At 65.9% G+C, this 15,927-nt stretch carries 16 protein-coding genes; 7 read left to right on the forward strand and 9 right to left on the reverse strand.

Annotated features, from left to right (window positions below; translation table 11 throughout):
- Positions 1 to 273 precede the first annotated feature (273 nt).
- Complete coding sequence (locus tag HMPREF0298_RS00740; protein WP_006839160.1) at positions 274 to 807, reverse strand: sugar O-acetyltransferase; 534 nt, start codon at positions 805 to 807, stop codon at positions 274 to 276.
- 2 nt (positions 808 to 809) lie between these two features.
- On the reverse strand, positions 810 to 953 hold the full coding sequence (locus HMPREF0298_RS12070) for a hypothetical protein (RefSeq protein ID WP_006839161.1): 144 nt from the start codon (positions 951 to 953) through the stop codon (positions 810 to 812).
- A 35-nt stretch (positions 954 to 988) separates the two neighbouring features.
- On the opposite strand from HMPREF0298_RS12070, the gene HMPREF0298_RS00745 reads away from it, so the two are divergent.
- From HMPREF0298_RS00745 to HMPREF0298_RS00770, 6 genes are read left to right on the forward strand one after another with little or no spacing between them, the layout of a single operon-like run.
- The gene (locus tag HMPREF0298_RS00745; RefSeq protein ID WP_006839162.1) at positions 989 to 1,636 is read left to right on the forward strand and encodes an alpha-ketoglutarate-dependent dioxygenase AlkB; all 648 of its coding nucleotides are present in this window, start codon (positions 989 to 991) and stop codon (positions 1,634 to 1,636) included.
- 11 nt (positions 1,637 to 1,647) lie between these two features.
- Positions 1,648 to 2,352 (forward strand): SDR family oxidoreductase, encoded by a 705-nt coding sequence (locus tag HMPREF0298_RS00750; RefSeq protein ID WP_006839163.1) that lies wholly within the window; start codon positions 1,648 to 1,650, stop codon positions 2,350 to 2,352.
- On the forward strand, positions 2,352 to 2,933 hold the full coding sequence (locus tag HMPREF0298_RS00755) for a LysE family translocator (RefSeq protein WP_006839164.1): 582 nt from the start codon (positions 2,352 to 2,354) through the stop codon (positions 2,931 to 2,933). Before HMPREF0298_RS00750 ends, HMPREF0298_RS00755 begins: the two co-directional genes overlap by 1 nt.
- Positions 2,934 to 2,938: 5 nt before the next feature.
- Positions 2,939 to 3,226: an RNA-binding S4 domain-containing protein gene (locus HMPREF0298_RS00760; protein ID WP_006839165.1), complete on the forward strand. Its 288-nt coding sequence runs from the start codon at positions 2,939 to 2,941 to the stop codon at positions 3,224 to 3,226.
- Entirely contained in the window at positions 3,227 to 3,976 is a 750-nt protein-coding gene (locus tag HMPREF0298_RS00765; RefSeq protein WP_006839166.1) for a VOC family protein, read from the forward strand.
- A gap of 10 nt (positions 3,977 to 3,986) precedes the next feature.
- The gene (locus tag HMPREF0298_RS00770) at positions 3,987 to 4,766 is read left to right on the forward strand and encodes a hypothetical protein (RefSeq protein WP_006839167.1); all 780 of its coding nucleotides are present in this window, start codon (positions 3,987 to 3,989) and stop codon (positions 4,764 to 4,766) included.
- Here the strand turns inward: HMPREF0298_RS00770 and HMPREF0298_RS00775 are convergent.
- From HMPREF0298_RS00775 to HMPREF0298_RS00805, 7 genes are read right to left on the reverse strand one after another with little or no spacing between them, the layout of a single operon-like run.
- A complete protein-coding gene (locus HMPREF0298_RS00775) occupies positions 4,744 to 5,478 on the reverse strand; it encodes a hypothetical protein (RefSeq protein WP_006839168.1) in 735 nt (244 codons plus the stop codon). The genes HMPREF0298_RS00770 and HMPREF0298_RS00775 overlap by 23 nt on opposite strands.
- Positions 5,475 to 7,382 carry a M13 family metallopeptidase gene (locus tag HMPREF0298_RS00780; protein WP_006839169.1) on the reverse strand — a complete coding sequence of 636 codons (1,908 nt, stop codon included), beginning with the start codon at positions 7,380 to 7,382 and terminating at the stop codon, positions 5,475 to 5,477. Before HMPREF0298_RS00780 ends, HMPREF0298_RS00775 begins: the two co-directional genes overlap by 4 nt.
- 9 nt (positions 7,383 to 7,391) lie before the next feature.
- A complete protein-coding gene (locus tag HMPREF0298_RS00785; protein ID WP_006839170.1) occupies positions 7,392 to 10,709 on the reverse strand; it encodes an arabinosyltransferase domain-containing protein in 3,318 nt (1,105 codons plus the stop codon).
- Positions 10,706 to 12,529 (reverse strand): arabinofuranosyltransferase, encoded by a 1,824-nt coding sequence (locus tag HMPREF0298_RS00790; RefSeq protein WP_006839171.1) that lies wholly within the window; start codon positions 12,527 to 12,529, stop codon positions 10,706 to 10,708. Before HMPREF0298_RS00790 ends, HMPREF0298_RS00785 begins: the two co-directional genes overlap by 4 nt.
- A 23-nt stretch (positions 12,530 to 12,552) precedes the next feature.
- A complete protein-coding gene (gene dprE2, locus HMPREF0298_RS00795; protein ID WP_006839172.1) occupies positions 12,553 to 13,317 on the reverse strand; it encodes a decaprenylphospho-beta-D-erythro-pentofuranosid-2-ulose 2-reductase in 765 nt (254 codons plus the stop codon).
- 13 nt (positions 13,318 to 13,330) lie between these two features.
- Positions 13,331 to 14,734, reverse strand: a complete 1,404-nt coding sequence (gene dprE1, locus HMPREF0298_RS00800; RefSeq protein ID WP_006839173.1) for a decaprenylphosphoryl-beta-D-ribose oxidase — start codon at positions 14,732 to 14,734, stop codon at positions 13,331 to 13,333.
- A gap of 21 nt (positions 14,735 to 14,755) precedes the next feature.
- Positions 14,756 to 14,992: a hypothetical protein gene (locus HMPREF0298_RS00805; protein WP_040422113.1), complete on the reverse strand. Its 237-nt coding sequence runs from the start codon at positions 14,990 to 14,992 to the stop codon at positions 14,756 to 14,758.
- Between the two features lie 73 nt (positions 14,993 to 15,065).
- On the opposite strand from HMPREF0298_RS00805, the gene HMPREF0298_RS00810 reads away from it, so the two are divergent.
- Positions 15,066 to 15,914 carry a plasmid pRiA4b ORF-3 family protein gene (locus HMPREF0298_RS00810; RefSeq protein WP_050758228.1) on the forward strand — a complete coding sequence of 283 codons (849 nt, stop codon included), beginning with the start codon at positions 15,066 to 15,068 and terminating at the stop codon, positions 15,912 to 15,914.
- Positions 15,915 to 15,927: the final 13 nt, after the last annotated feature.

Below are 15,927 nucleotides of genomic sequence, written 5' to 3' on the forward strand. Positions count from 1 at the left end.
GAGAGAGGAAATTTTTCGGGAGCCACAGACTGTAAAAGAATAGGGAATCTACCCGACCCCACTAGCAAGGTACTTGTACAAGGTAGTCCACCCGATCCCGAGTCGGTGGGGCCACCTCCGACTTAGGTACACCATCAGCTACCCACTGCCTAGGACTTGACCCGGCGGCGAACCAGGCTGTGGTGCGCTGCGCGTGGACGTCGACAAGCATTAATGCCCCCCTGACGCCGCCTACTCGAGCGAACTTTCTCTTGCATGTGAGGGGGTTTAAGTTCATAGCGAACGCTTCACCACGGCCGGTACGCCCGCCACGAGGGAGTTCGCGGGCACATCGGCAGTGACCACGGCCCCCGCCGCGATCACGCAATTGTCGCCGATAGTCACCCTCGGCATCACCATCGCACCGGCGCCGAACCAGCAGTTATCGCCGATCGTGATCGGGTGGGCGATCTCCCATCCTGCGGCGCGCTTGGCGTGGTCGTCCACGGGGTGGCCCACGGTGATCAGTTGACACCCGGGTCCGAAAAGCGTTCCAGCCCCGATGGTCACCGGCGCGATGTCGAGGATGACGCAGTTGAAGTTGAGAAAGCAGTCCTTCCCGAACCTCGTGTTTACCCCGAACTCGAGGTGCAGCGGTGCCCACACCTCGGGGGCATGCTCGCTATTGGGAAAGATGCGGCGCAGCAGGTCGTTGGCGGGGGAAGTGTTGGCCTGCGCATTAAACTCGCGGAGAAGCTCCCGCATGGCCTGGTGCTGGGCGCTCGCCTCTGAGTCGTCGGGCAGGTACCAGCTACCGGTGGGGTACATGCTCAGCGCCGGGTGAAGATTGCGAGCATCGATGCCGCAAGCACCACCAGCGGGGCAGCCCACGTGCCCTCGGAGAGGATGTACGCCGCAACCACCACGGCGACCACGACAGCGGCGACGACGGCCACGTTGAAATCTCTGGTCATGCGGCTCACGCTACCAGTAGCGGTAGGTTGAGGGCATGCTTATCGACGCCTCCGCCCTGCCCCGGCCCCCTAAGCGTCTCATGCCGGGGGTGGTGCACCTGCCGAACTTCCTGGAGCTCGAGCAGCAGGCGGAGTTGGTTGTGCAGACGCGCGAGATCGCGCGCAGCGTCGCCGGAACCCCGGTGGCGATGCGCCGCCCGATGGTTGGAAAGGGCCAGATGAAGGCGCACCTGCTCTCCTTGGGGTGGTTCTGGGCGACGAACCCCTACCGGTTGGTCCGACAGGTGGATGGCTACGCCGTGCCGCCGGTCCCGGACAACTTCCAGGACATCGCCGATCAAGTTCTCGCCGCCGCCCGCGAGGTCGATGAGGCGGTGGGGGAGACGATCCGCGTGGAGACGGCTCTGGTGAACTTCTACCCGCCGGGCGCCGGCATGGGGGAGCACGTCGATGCCGAGGAAGAGGCCGAAAACCCGGTGGTGAGCCTGTCCATCGGCGACGACACCCTGTTTCGGATCGAGGGCCACGAGGTGCTGCTCATGTCGGGCGACGCCCTGGTCTTCGGCGGACCCGCGCGCCGGGCCCGCCACGGCGTTGCCGGGGCGCGAGCAGGCACCGGTCCGAACGAAACGGGCCTGAAGGAGGGCAGGATCAACATCACGATGCGCCAGGTGCACAGATAAGGTTAGAGAGTATGGAACGCATTGCGGTAGTCACGGGCGGATCGGCGGGAATCGGCGAGGCGAGCGCACGCGCGCTGGCGGCGGACGGGTGGAAGGTCTACGTCGCGGCGCGGCGCTATGAGCGCTGCCAACGCATCGCCGAGGAGATCGGGGGCGTGGCGGTTGAGTTGGACGTGACTGATCAGGGCAGCGTCGACAAGCTGGCGGCGAAGCTGGAGCGCGTTGACCTGCTGGTCAACAACGCGGGCGGCGCGAAGGGGGTCGACTACCTGCGCGACGCCGACGAAGAGCGCTGGCGCTGGATGTACGAAACCAACGTCTACGGCACCGTGCGGGTGATCAAGGCGCTCTACCCGGCGCTGCTCGAGGCCAGCGGACTGATCATCAACATCGGCTCGGTTGCCGGCACCGACGCCTACAAGGGAGGCTCCGGCTACAACGCCGCCAAGTTCGGGCTGCGCGGCCTCACCCGTGCCCTGCGCCGCGAGGAGGCGGACAACCTGATCCGTGTCACCGAAATAGACCCCGGCCGGGTGGAGACGGACTTCGCGCTCAACCGGCTCGAGGATGAAGAGCGCGCCGCCGCCGTCTACGAGGGCAAGCTCAACCTCACGGCCGAGGACATCGCGGAGACGGTGCGCTGGGTCGCCAGTATGCCGGCGCACGTCAACATCGACACGCTCAGCATCATGCCGCTGGACCAGGCAGAGCGCTAGTGCTCGCACTGGTTGGAGTATGGCTGGCGGCGATCGCCAGCCCGGGGCCCGACCTGTTCCAGATCATCCGGCTGGGCTCGAAGTCACGCGCTGCGGGCGTGGCGTGCGCCATCGGCATCATGATCGGCAACGCAATCTGGATCATCGCTTCATTGGTCGGCCTGAGCGCGCTGCTGCAGGCGGTGCCCGATATCCTGGCCGTGTTGCAGATCGTCGGCGGCGCCTACCTCGTGTGGATGGGCCTCGGGGGCGCGACGCTACCGCACCGGGAGGTCAACACCTCCGGGGCGCTGCGCACGGGGATACTCACCAATCTGTCCAACCCCAAGGCCGTGCTGTTCTTCGGTGCGGTCTTCGCCCAGTTCGTGCGCCCCGGCATGGGGGCTGGGGCGATGGTCGCCATCGCGCTCACGCTGATCCTCATCGGGCTTGCGTGGTTCGTGTTCTTCGCGCTCGCTGTGCGATGGCTGGTGCGGCCCATTGAAAAGTACGGCCACATCATCGACATCGTCAGCGGCATCATCTTCGTCGCGCTGGGCGTATGGATGCTGTGGGAGGGATTTGTCGGATTGAGCAGCTAAGCTACATGCTCATGGACGTCGACATCAGTTCGGACTCGATCAAGCTCGGGCAATTCCTCAAGCTAGCCAACCTCGCGGAATCGGGCGGGCAGGCCAAGGAGCTCATCGCCTCCGGCGAGGTCGCGGTCAACGGTGAGGTCGTCACGTCACGGGGGCATTCGCTTGGCGACGCCGACGTGGTCTCCGTCGCCGGCACCACCGCCACAGTCATCGCCGGCGGCGGTGGCGACGACTACTTCGACGAGCGCACCGCCAACGACGATTTCGACCCGGAGAAGTGGAGGAACCTGTAGATGCCCGCTTTCCAAGCGCTCGAGGGAATGCCGTACTGGCAGGACCTGCTCACCTCTGATCTGCGCAAATCCAGCTACTTTTACTCAAAGCTGCTCGACTGGGAGGTCTCGCACGACTCCTACGCCGTAGCACGCATGCAGGGCCTGCCCATCGCGGGTTTCGTGCCCCAGGACGAAAACGGCTGGGTGGTGTACATCCTCACCCGAGACGTCGACGGGATCACTCGCGCGGTGCAGCAACGCGGCGGGACCGTGCTCGCCACCGCTGAGGTTTCCTTGGGCCGGATGGCGCTGTGCGCGGACCCCGCGGGCGCGGTGTTCGGCGTGATCCACCCGGCCGGCGAGGACCAGTTCGTCGCCGCCGGCGAGCCCGGCACCCCGGTCTGGTACGAGTACATCGGCGCGGAGGAAAGCCTCATCGACTTCTACGCGGACCTGTTTGATTGGCAGGTCAACCGCTCCGAGGGCTACTACACGGCCACGGTAGAGGGCGCCGCCGTGCTCGGCATGCGCGTCGACGACATCGAGCAGGGCTTTTGGGGTGTCTACCTCGGGGTGGACAACGTTGCCCGCGCCAGCCGCGGCGTTGCCGAGCTCGGCGGCGAGGTACTTATCGCGCCGCACATGTCCCCGTTTGGCCCGCTGACGGTGATCGCCGATTCCACCGGCGCCACCGTGACCCTGTGCGAGATCGATCCGCCGGTTGCCGACGACGAGGTGGGCGAGGCCGACTCCGTTCTGGACCTCTAGTCAAGGAAAAATGCACGTGAAAAAGCTTGTGGCGGCGCTGGTCGTGATGTGCCTCGCCGCGGCGCCGGCCCACGCCTATCAGGTCGACCCGAGCTACTCCAGCGACCGCACCGCCCTGGCGGTGGTGCGCCCGGACGGGAGTTGGTCGGGCTCCGACAACGCGCTCGAGGAGCGCCCGGCACTGTCGCTGTCGAAGCTCTACCTGGGGTATTGGGTGCTCTACAACGGCACGGAGGAGGACAAGGAGCTGGTCCAGGACATGATTGCTGTCTCCCACGACGGCTACGCCCAGCGTCTGGACCGGAAGTACCCAGAGGCGATCGATGAGATCGCGGAGGACTTTGATCTGACCGAAACCGCCCGCTACGGGTCGTGGGGCCGGACGGTGACCTCGGCCTACGACGTGGCAAAGTTCGTCACCGACATCCTCTGGGACCCGCGCGCCAAGCCGCTTCTCTACGGCATGACCGACAAACCGGAGACAGCCCGCGACGGTTTCGAGCAGCTCTTCGGCGTGGCCAATCTGGATGACGTGGAGGGGATTAAGTCGGGGTGGTCCGACGACAGGGTATCGCAAACCGGCAGCGTCGGCTTCGGTGAAACCGACGGTGACGTCTGGGTGGTCGCCGCCTTGACCTGGGGCGACGCCAGCGACAACACCGAGGACGTCCACGCAGGAATAATCGAGCGCGAAGAGCCGGAGCCGGAGTCGCAGTTCCAGCTCACACGGGAGAGCTGGACTCCCGGCGAGCCGGCACCGGTGGAAATTACGAAGCTGGACCTGACGTAAGGAATTCGGCGACGTCGGTGATCCTGCGCCGCGCCTCGGCAGGTGTGGAGATCTCGCCGGTGGAAAAGTACTCGCGGCCCGGCCCGGTTCCCCTGGGCACCTGCACCAGTGCGCCCTCGGGTGCGTGCGACGAATCTCGCGGGAAGCTGACAATCGTGCGATCCGCGCTGGTGGCGAACACGTCGAGGTGCAGCCACGCCACCACCTCGGCCGCGCCCTGGCTCCGTGCGAACTCGATGGCCGGCTCGACGAGCTCGCGGCTATCGACGTCCACGATTACCGCCCCGGACAGCTCCGCCGCGCCAGCGACCTCCGGCTGCCACGCAAACTCGCGGGCGCGCGGCCCGAGCGCGGTGCACGCGACAACCCACACGCCCGACGAGTGACTCGGGCGCAGCAGCGGCCCGAATTCGGTGCTCTCGAGGCCCACCTCGCCGGCAAAGGCGACGCCCGGCATCGCATGGTCGACGGCGGAGCCCAGCATCAGCATCGCGGCGTGGGTCAACCGGTCGGGAAGAAGCGCGAGGTAGCGGTCCAGCTCTCCCGCATCCGAGGGGCGCGGGTACGTCGCGTCCATGTAGGAGACGATCTGCTCGAGCTGCAGCTCATCTGGAAGGGTGCGCTTGACACCGCCGACGTTGAAGTCGGGGTTGGACTGGTCGTTGATGGGGTAGTCGTCGTCAAGCGAGCCCTGCTCTAGCTTCGATGTCACCAAATCTGCACCCGATCATTCGGCGCCACCCACACCGCAGAATCCTGCGGCACGTCGAAGGCCTCGTAGAACTCGGCGATGTTGCCGGCAATGACGTTGCAGCGGAACTCGTTGGGCGAGTGCGGGTCGATGGCGAGCAGCTGGGCGGCCATCTCCGGGCGCACCTTCGAGCGCCACACGCGCGCCCACGCCAAGAAAAGGCGCTGGAAGCCGGTGTACTCACCGTCGAGGTCGTCGAAGGCGAGCGCGGGGCCGTCGTCAAGCCCGTGCTCGGCAAGGTACATCTTGTAGGCCACCACCGCGATGCCGAGACCGCCGAGGTCGCCGATGTTCTCACCGAGGGTGAAGTCGCCCTTGACCCCCGAGACGCCCTCGCGGCCCTGCAGAACGGACGGCACGAGCCCGTCGAACTGTTTGACCAGCTTCGACGTGAGCTCCTCGAAGCGCTCGCGGTCGGCGTCGGTCCACCAGGAGTTGAGGTTGCCCAGGCCGTCGTAGCGCGAACCCTGGTCGTCGAAGCCGTGGCCGATCTCGTGGCCGATCACCGCACCAATCGCGCCGAAGTTCTCCGCCGCGTCGGCCTTCGGGTCGAAGAACGGGGGTTGCAGAATCGCCGCAGGGAAGGTGATGTCGTTGACAACCGGGTTGTAGAACGCGTTGACCGTTTGCGGAGTGGTCACCCACTGGTCGCGGTTGGCGGGCTTGCCCAGCTTGGCCACGTGGAAATCGTGCTCGAAAGCCGCGCCCGTGCGCACGTTGTCCACGAGGGCAGCGCCCGAGGGGTCAAACTCGAGCTCCTCAAAGCTGCGCCACTTGTCCGGGTAGCCGATCTTGGAGGAAAACTGCGCGAGCTTCTCCAGCGCGCGCGTGCGCGTCTCCTCACCCATCCACTCGAGCTGGCTAATCCGATCGCGGTACGCCTGAATCAGGTAGTTAACCAGCTCCAGCATCATCTCCTTCGACTCGGGCGGGAAATGCTTGGCGACGTACTTTTGACCGATCTCCTCACCCACGAGCGACTCTGCGAGGCTGACCCCGCGCTTCCAGCGGTCGCGTTGCTCCGGCGCGCCGGAGAGCTTCGTGCCGTAGAAAGCGAAGTTCGTCTCCCCGATCTCTTCCGTGAGCACACCAGCGCGGGAGCGCAGAATAGTCCACGCGCCCCACAACTGCCAATCCGCCAGCGTCTCCGGGCGCAGCATTCCGGCCAACGCCTCGGTGTAGGAGGGCATCATGTTGATGATGGTGCCGCCGTCGACACGCGCGCCGCGCAGAATCTCCTGGATCAGCGGCGGCAAGTCCGCGAAATCGACCGGGTTGTAGGTGGCGATTGCGTCGCGCGAGCGCACCACATCCCAGTGGCTCGCCGCGATCTGGATCTCCATGTTGACGATCCGCTCCGCCGCCACCGCAGCCGGCAACCCGAGCAGGTGGGCGGGGCCGAGAAACTCGAGCATGGTGGCCACGTGCTTGCGGTACTGCGTGAGCAGCTCCGCGTGCTGGGGCTCGCGGTAGTACGCCTCATCCGGAAGCCCGAGACCGCTTTGCACCAGGTAAGCCACTGACTCTTCGCTGCGCGAGTCCTTCTCCACCCAGAACGAGATCGGGCCGCCGGTGCCCTCGCGCTCAAGCGCGCCGAAATTGCGCGCCAGTTCCGCGATGTCCGCGACCTCGAGGCGCTCGAGATCCCGGTTCAGCGGTTCGATGCCGGCCGCGTTGACCGCGGCGGTGTCCATGAAGGACTGAAAGATGTCGCCGCCGCGGCCGGCGCCGTCGCTCAGCAACGCACACACGTCTTCTTCAGCCTTGTCGCGCAGGGCGTAGAAGGCGCCGTCGATGCCACGGTCCGCAGGGATCTCGTGGTCTTTCACCCACTGGCCGTTGACTAGCTCAAAGAGGTCGTTCATACCACCACTCTATTCCTTCTCCTCCTCGGTATCACGGATCTTCATCTCTCCCGGGCTCCACCAGCCCCACCGCGAGTGCACGCTGTAGTCGATATCGGCTTCTTCCGGCGCCGCACCCTGCGAATTCGTCCGCAGCTCGTACTTGGCAATGGAACCCCAGTCGCGGGCCCAATCGTTGGCCAGGTAGCCGGGGATCTCGTAGGAGTAGTTCACCGCCTCCGCGGTGGCCAGGGCACCGCCGCCGAGGAAGTCCATGAACCCGGAGAGCTGCTGCTTGCCCGGCGCGTCCGGCATGACGCGGAACTCGGGGATCTCGGTCACGCCCGCGTAGTGGTTGAACGTGCGCTGGCAGGGGTACTGCAGGGCCACCGACCAGTCCAACAGGCCCGGGGTATCGGCGTCGAACACGTCACCGAGCGGAGCGAGAGTCGGCACGCGCAGCGGGGTGACCGCCATCCAGTCGCGCTCGGCCAGCGAGTCGTCCTCGCCGACGAGACGGACCACGTCGGCGTCCTCCGGCAGATCCTCAATGGGGTAGCGCAGGTTGCGCCACGCGAGCTTCGGGCCCTGGTCGAGCATGACCACATCGCCGAGCTTCTCGACGCCCCCATCAGCGCGGCTCTTTCCGTACTCGAGAACCAGGTCGGTGCCCTCCTGCTCGACCCCGTTGATGTCCTTGTGCGCGATACGCCCCGCCACCGAGGTGACCAGAAGCGGTGCGCTATCGGTCGCCTCCGGCAGCTCGAACCAGGCGGATTCGAGATACGCCGAGCCAGTGGCATCTTCGGCGTAGGAACCCATCACGGGAACCTGGTTGTAGTCCAAGTTGAAGGGCAGGCGCACGGTCGAATCGTTCACCCCGCGCAGCTCGTCCGCGCGGTTGCCCTGCGTGTTTGTTCGGCTGGTTGACTGCTCCCTGTCCGCCTGGTCGTTTTGCGTGTTCTGGGTTCCGGTCTGCGTGTCGATGGAAGCCGCCGTGGCGTTGTCATTGGCGTCGGTGCGCGCGTCCGTATTCGCCGCGATCGAGTTCTCGGGCACGATAGATGACGGCACGCCGTCGGGGTAAAAGCCGCGGTTGTCGTCGGAATCGAGCGATTCAGCAAGCGGCACGCCCAGCGGGGTGAGGAAGGAATCGTTCGTATCGGTCTCCAGCAACACGTCCGCGCCAAGGGCGCAGTGGTTGCCGCCGAACGTGCGCACGTTGCCCATCCCTACCGAGTACGCGGGGGCCTGGTCCACGAAGGCCTTGATAAAGGTCAGGCATGAAAACGCCACCATCAGCACCGCGAAAATAGCGATCGGTGCGGACATCACCCCGGCGAAGCGTCCGCCGTCGACACGCTGCTGGTTGCGGGAGAAGGACTGGAAAATGCCGATCACGAACAGCGCCAGGGTGATCAACAGCATGATCGTGTTCGCCTCGATGCCCTTGAGCTGCACCGTCTTGTCCCACCACGGCACGCCGAAGGAGGACACGTACCACCAGGCGTTCCAGCCGGCGAGCGTGAGCGACATGAGGAACGCGACCGCGGCGAGCGCCAGAGTGCGGTTGCGTGCCGAGTGCAGCGCAATCTGCGACAGCACGACCGCCCCGAGCGCGGCGGCGGCGGCGCCGAGCCCCGCGTAGATTCCGAAGTGGTGGGTCCACTTCGTCGGGGTAAACATGAGGAAGAACGTCGACAAGCCGGTGATGAGCAGAAGCCGCTGGGTCGGGCCGGGTGCCGCGCCGGGGATCTTGTTGAAGCGGAACAGCGCCCACAGGATCAGCCCGATGCTGAACAGGAAGATAAAGGTGGGGAAGCGGCGCGTCATGGAGCCGTCGACAGTCTGCTCGAACAAAGTGGCGTAGCGCACCCACTCCGAGTACCACTCCAGCGCCGGACCCACGGCCGAGCGCACCGAAGTAGCCTCGAGCACCGTGGCCAGGGTCTGGTCGTGAAACACCGGCACCATCACGGCGAAGCCCGCGCCCAGGAACGGGGCAATGTACGCCAGGCGCGGAGCGGCTGCGAGGCGGCTGTGCATGATGCGCAGCATCGACGGCAGCGAGACCAGGAACACGCCCACCGCCGAGAGGCCCGTCGGGCCGCAGGCCAGCGTAAACGCGGCGAAAATCGTGCCGATCGCCGCGGGGAACAGGCGATTCGTGGCAATCGCGCGCTCGAACGATGCCCACGTGGCGATCAGTCCAAGGGCGATGATCGGCTCGGGGCGGGTGCCGTTGTTGTAGGGCAGCCAGAACGCGAGGAAGACAAACGCCGCTGTCCAGAAGCTCACGCGCCGGGACTGGCCCAGGCGAGGCAGGATCTCGCGCGAGAGGATCCACCACGTCAGCACTCCGGCGATCAGCGTCGGCAGGCGCATCCACATCGACGCGGTCGAGACCAGGGAAAGCCACGACAAGATGTCGTAGAAAGGCGAGCCGAACGGTGATTCCGGCACGCCGTACCAGCGGTAGTAGTTGGCCATGTAGTCCGACTCGTTGGCCACCCGCGCCATCGTGAGCAGGTAACCGTCGTCGGAGGTGTTCGCGCCGAAGACGTGCCAGAAACCAAGGATGGCCAGCACCAAGGCGTCGAGCGGCTTGAACGTGCGCCACTCGCGGCTAAAGAAGGGGAAGCGCTTGCCGTCGAGGCCGTCGAGGCGCCACAGCGCCCACAGCGCGACCGCGGTCGAGGCCAGGCCGATCAGCATCGCCGCGAGCTTTGCTACCGACGGCGTGGAGGTGAAGCGCGAGTTGATGTCTACCTGGGCGCCCAGGCCGGCGTCGACAAGCGCTTGCGTATCGCCCTCGAGCTCGGTGTAGAGCCCGGTGACCTGGGGGCGCAGGTCGTCCTCGGTGTCTTCCGCGAACTTTGTGCCGGGGATCTCCGCGGCCGTGCCGTCGGGTGTTGCGCGCACCACGAGTTGCGCGCCCGCCGGCAGGTCTGCGACCTGCTCCGGCGTGAGCTCTAAGATCACCTCGTTGACCGAGGTGACCACAATCCCGCCCTCCGGCGAGGTGACAAACAGGCCCCTGTCCGTCGCCTTCGTCGAGGAGGTCGGCAGCGTGCCCACGATCAGTGACTCGCCCTCGCGCAGGGCATCGATGGACTCGGCGACCGGGACGGTCACCTCTAGCTGATCCGGCGCCAGCGAAATCAGCGGGGCGTTGACCGAGGACAACGAGGCGTTCTGCGGCCAGTTCAACTGCGACTGCACCTGGTTGACCGGCAGGAACGGCGTGAGCAGGAAGCTCACGAACGCGAGCAGGCCGGACACGATGGCAATGCGGGAGTAAACGGGGGCAGAGGTTTTCACGTCGTTGGACCTTACTGTGCTAGTCATCGGTTGCGGACCACCACCACAAAGGGGCCGATCTGTTCCGAGTCCCACGCGGGGGAATCAAATGACGCCGGGTTGAAGTACAGTCGCTCGTAAACCATGTTCGGTTCGTTGGGGAAAATGTCGTGCCCGACGTGGGTCTTGAGTGGTTCTTCCGGGTCGTCGAGGTTGCCGCGGAAGACGAACACGTCGGGGGCGCGCCACCGGGCGGAATCGAGGGCCTCGAGCATGGCGTCCGGGTCTTCGAGGTCGTCGTAGGAGCCCTCCGCCCAGCGTGTCAGTTCGTCGACGCGCAGGTCGTACTCGCCGAGTGGGTTGGCGTAGTGGCTGGTGAAAGCGTTGAACCCGTAGTAGGGGTTCATGGCCATGAAGTTAATCTCGTCGGTTTGCACCACCGCGTCTTCCGGCTCGTAGCCGTGCTCGGAAATATACGCCCTGACGTCGGCGTAGTAGCGGCCCGCATCCGGCGGGAAGCGGTCGGCGCGCTCGCCGTTGCCGTCGGTGTCGGCGTACGCTTGGTCGATGTGGGCCTGGTTCTGCTCCGGGATCTGTTGGACGTAGACCAGCCCCGCCGCTGCGGCCAGGATGGTCGCGGCTGCTGCCGCGCCCGGCGACGGCATCTCAAGCAAGTGCAACGCGAGAATGCCGGCGGTAGCGAACAACAGCACAATAAGCACCTCGAGGCGGAACCCCAGCAGCGTCGTTCCCACCAGGGGCGTCACCATCGAGGCCAGCGCCCACGCGTAGCACACGGCGATGGTCACTGTGAGGCCGGTGGCGAAGAAGGTGCGGATCTTGATGCACAGGTAGAAAAGGCCCAGCAGGCTGAGCAGCCCGATGAGGGAGAAAGTGAAAAACGGCAGTGGGAACGCAGTGCCCCAGACGGGCAAAAAGTGGTTCGCCGTGGAACGGGCCTGGTAGTCGCCGAAAACGAGGGCGTACAAGTACGGGCCCCACGCGATCAGCGCGATGAGGATCGAGCCAACGCCCATCACCACCAGGTGCTTGATCGGCTCCCACGAGCGCTTGTTTACCACGAAGTACACCACCGCCAGCACCACGACGGACAACGCGGTAATCGCGGTGAACAGCGTGTAAAAGGTCGCCGAGACACCCAGGTACACCGCGAGTACCGCGGTGGTCTTCCACGAACCGTTGAGCGCTTTGCCCGCGGCCACCGCGGCGGCCGGCACAAACATGGCGACGATCGCCGCGTAGGGCTCATCCGCTGTTTCCGTCAGCACGATCGCCGTAGTGGCGAGCGCTATAGCGGTGGCGACGGGAAGCGAACCGGTGAGCGCGCGCCACACAGGGGTCAGCGCTGCCGCGGCCGCGGCGAGCGATACCAGCGCCCACGGCTGGTATACCGCCCAGCCATCCATGCCCAGTATGTTCGCCATTCGTCCACCCAGCCAAAACCACCCGATGGGGTAGAAGGTGGGCAGCCCGAAGTAGTTCATGTCCTGGTTGGACATGGTCTCGGTCATCCGCGACAAGAACTGTGTGCGAAATCCCTGGTCAACCTGGACGCCGTCGAGGTAGAGCTTGGTCGCGCTGAGCGGAATGCCCAACGTCGCCACCACAATGCCCACCGGGGCCAGCGGGGCGGCAATCTCCGCGAGCACCGTGAGCCGGCCACGGCTGTGCAGCCATAGCAACGCCACCGTGACGGCGATGACGATCATGGAAAAGGCGGTCGCTAGCGCGCGGGTCACCATGGAGGTGTTAAACGCCGGCAGCGACGATGTCTGCAGCACGAACCAGGAGATAAAAGCGAGTACCGCCCCGCCGACCGAAGCAGCGGCGACTCGAGTTACTGTCATGCGTAACAGTGTCTCATAGGGGTCTAGAAGTTCAACCGGCGCATGATCGGCGCGGGGATGTGCTGCAGCACGAACGAGATCGGACCGAAGGCCTTGTGCACGAAGACGCTACGCTGCCCGTTGAGCGCGGCGGACACCGCCGCTTGGGCGACGTCCTCCTTGTTCACGGTTAGCGGGGCCTCGCCTAAGCCCTCGGTCATCTTGGTGCGCACTTGGCCCGGGCGCACGACAGTGACGCGCACTCCGGAGTCGCGTAGTGCCTCGCCGAGCTGGAGGTAGAAGTTGTCCATTCCGGCTTTGGAGGCGCCGTAGACGAAGTTCGAGCGGCGCACCTTCTGTCCCGCCACCGAGCTCAGCGCGATGATCGTGCCATGGCCCTGAGCCTTGAGGTGCTGGCCGAGCAGCACGCCGACGGACAGGGCCGCGGTGTAATTGATCCGGGCGGACTCCACGGCTGCGGCGTGGTCCTGCCACAGCTGCTCCTGGTCGCCGAGGGTGCCGAAGGCGACGACGGCCACATCCACGTCTCCGTCCTGGAAGGCCGCGTCGATGACGTCCGGGTGCGAGGAGACATCAAGCGCGTCGAAGTCGACCAGGCGCACTTGGCCGGCGCCGGCGGCGGTGACCTCGGCCACGGCGGCGTCGATACGCGGCGAATCCTGGCGCGCGGCGAGAGTGACGGTGGGGCTGCCGCCGCGGGAGGCGAGCTCGCCCACGATCGCTAGCCCGATCTCCGAGGTGCCGCCGAGAAGAAGAATGTGCTGTGCTTGTCCTACTGCGTTGAGCATGAAAGTGACTCCTTTAGTTGAGCTCGAGGCGGCGCGACATGTCGGACGCGAAGACGCCGTTCGGGTCGATGTTGCGGCGGGTCTCAAGCCAGCCGGCCATGCCCGGGTACATCGCGTGGAACTTCTCGGCCGAAGTGCGCGACTCCTTGGCCAGGTACAGGCGGCCGCCGAACTCCATGACCTGCTCATCCAGGCGGTCGAGGAACTCGCCCAAGCCGGAACGGATGGGGAAGTCGACGCACACGTTCCAACCCTTCATCGGGTAGGACAGCGGGGCGCGGTTGCCCTCTCCGAACAGCTTGAACACGTTGAGCGCGGTGTAGTGGCCGGAGGACTGGATCTGGTAGATGATGTCCTTGAACGGCTCGACGGCGTCGGTGGGCACCACGAACTGGTACTGCAGGAAGCCCTTCGAGCCGTAGCCGCGGTTCCACTCGCCGATGAGATCGAGCGGCTGGTAGAACTGTGTCAGGTTCTTCACCTGGTTCTTCGCCGGCGCGCCCATCCGGTAGTATGCCTCGCCAATCGCCATCAGGGACAGCTTGTTCATCGTCCACGAGGGGAAGATGTCAGGCACCGTCATCAGCTGCGGGGCGTTGAACTTCAGCGGGTCCTTCGCCAGCTTCGGGGCGTACTCCTCGAGCTGCGCCAGTGTGGCCAACGAACCGCGGGAAATGGTGGAGCGGCCCGTCTTCGGCGGCGCGGAGATCGCGTCGAACCAGGCGGAAGAATAGGTGTAGTTGACCTCGGAGCCATCGGAGTGCGCCGCGATCGTTTCGTCGAGGGTGTCGGTGCGGTCGGTGTCGGCGATGAAGTAGGCCGTCTCCGTACGCGTCATCAGGATCCGGGCGCGCAGGATGATGCCGGTCAGGCCCATGCCGCCGACGGTGGCCCAGAACAGGGTGCCGTCCGGGTCGTCGGTGCTGCCGTGCGGCTCAAGGTGCAGCACGCGCCCGTCGGCGACGAGCAGCTCCATGGAGACCACGTGGTTGCCGAAGGAACCCGCGGAGTGGTGGTTCTTGCCGTGGATGTCCGGCCCGATAGCGCCACCGATGGTGACCTGGCGGGTGCCGGGCAGCACCGGGACCCAGAGGCCGTAGGGCAGGGCGGCCTTCATGAGCTGGTCGAGGGTCACCCCCGCGTCGACGTCGACGATTGCGGTCGACGGGTCGATCGAGTGGATGCGGTTGAGCGGCTGCATGTCAATCACGAGGCCGCCGCCGTTTTGGGCGGGGTCGCCGTAGGAGCGGCCCATGCCGCGTGCGATGATGCCGCGGCTCGCAGCGGCCTTGTCGTCGGCGACCTGCGCGACAGCGCGCTTGATCACCTCGACGTCCGGGGTGGACAGCACATGGGCGGTCGACGGTGCGGTGCGCCCCCACCCGTAGAGCGATTCAACGTCTGTGTGTAGTTGCATGCGCTCCAGCCTAGTCGCCCGCTAGAGGTCCATGAGTTCACGAATCTCTGCGGGAAGCTCCTCCTGGGATGAGATCACACCGCGGCCTGCCGCCTTGTGCTCGCGCAGGATGTCGTAGACGCGGGTGCGCGAGGCGCTGTCCAAAAAGGGCAACTCTTCGGCGAAGAGGCGGACCATGAAGTCGGACAGGGGCACCTCGACCCGCTGCGCGGCCTCGTGGATTGCGTGCGGATCATCGCCCTTGTAGTGCTTCCTCATGGTGGCCAAGTCTACGCCAGCGCTAAGCTGGGGCGACATGAGAGGCAGCGAGCACAGCGAGTACAGAGCGCCCGTGTTCGACCTCACTCTGCTGCGTCCGCGCTCGGGCAGCCGCTCGACGTTCATGCTGCGCGTCTCCGTGAACGTCGGCGACGAGGAGGCATACCGCTACCTCGGCATCGACGAGGCGAGCCCGCTTCACGACGTCTCCCGCGCCGTCTGCACCGCCTTCGGCCTCGGCGCGCAACCCGCGGGTTTTACCACCGAGCCAGCCGAGCCGCGGCCGGATACAGTCCTCGACCCCGCCACCACGCTTATCGACGCCTTCACCGGCGCCCGCACCACCATCTACTACCACTGGGGGCTGTGGCGCTTCGACCTCGAGCTCGTCGAGGCCTACCCGCGCGACGACGCCACCCCGCCTGCCGTGTGCATCGCCGGCTCCGGTGCCTTCGGGGCCGCCGAGCTGAGCATCACCGAGATCAACCGCGACCTCATCGGTGAGGACATCGCCGCCGACGTGCTCAAGCTCACCCGCGCCGAGGTGAGCGATGTCGTCGCCCGGACCTCGATGTACGACTTCGTGCTCCTGCTCAAAGCTCTTGACTTGGGGCGCGAGACGGACCTGCCGGCGTCGGTGAGGGCGTCGATAAGCGAGCTGCCGCGCGAGCGAACCGCGGCGGGGCGCGACGCGTTTTGGTCCGTGATCCTGGCGCTGGCCTGCTTCGCCGACGCCGAGACGACCGATAGCATCATCACCAGCACATATGCCTCGCTCGGCCACCCCAAGCTGCCCGCGCGGAAGGTGCGCCACAAATGCGCCGGATCGCTCGTGCGTCTCGCCGCGATCGGGGCCTATGGGGCGTCCGAAGTGGCGCCGGTGGAACGGCTGGATACCTTCCGCGCGCTGCTTCGTGGGTAGGATTGTTGCCCGT

Origin of the sequence: Corynebacterium lipophiloflavum DSM 44291 (genome assembly GCF_000159635.1) — a bacterium.
Classification (GTDB): domain Bacteria; phylum Actinomycetota; class Actinomycetes; order Mycobacteriales; family Mycobacteriaceae; genus Corynebacterium; species Corynebacterium lipophiloflavum.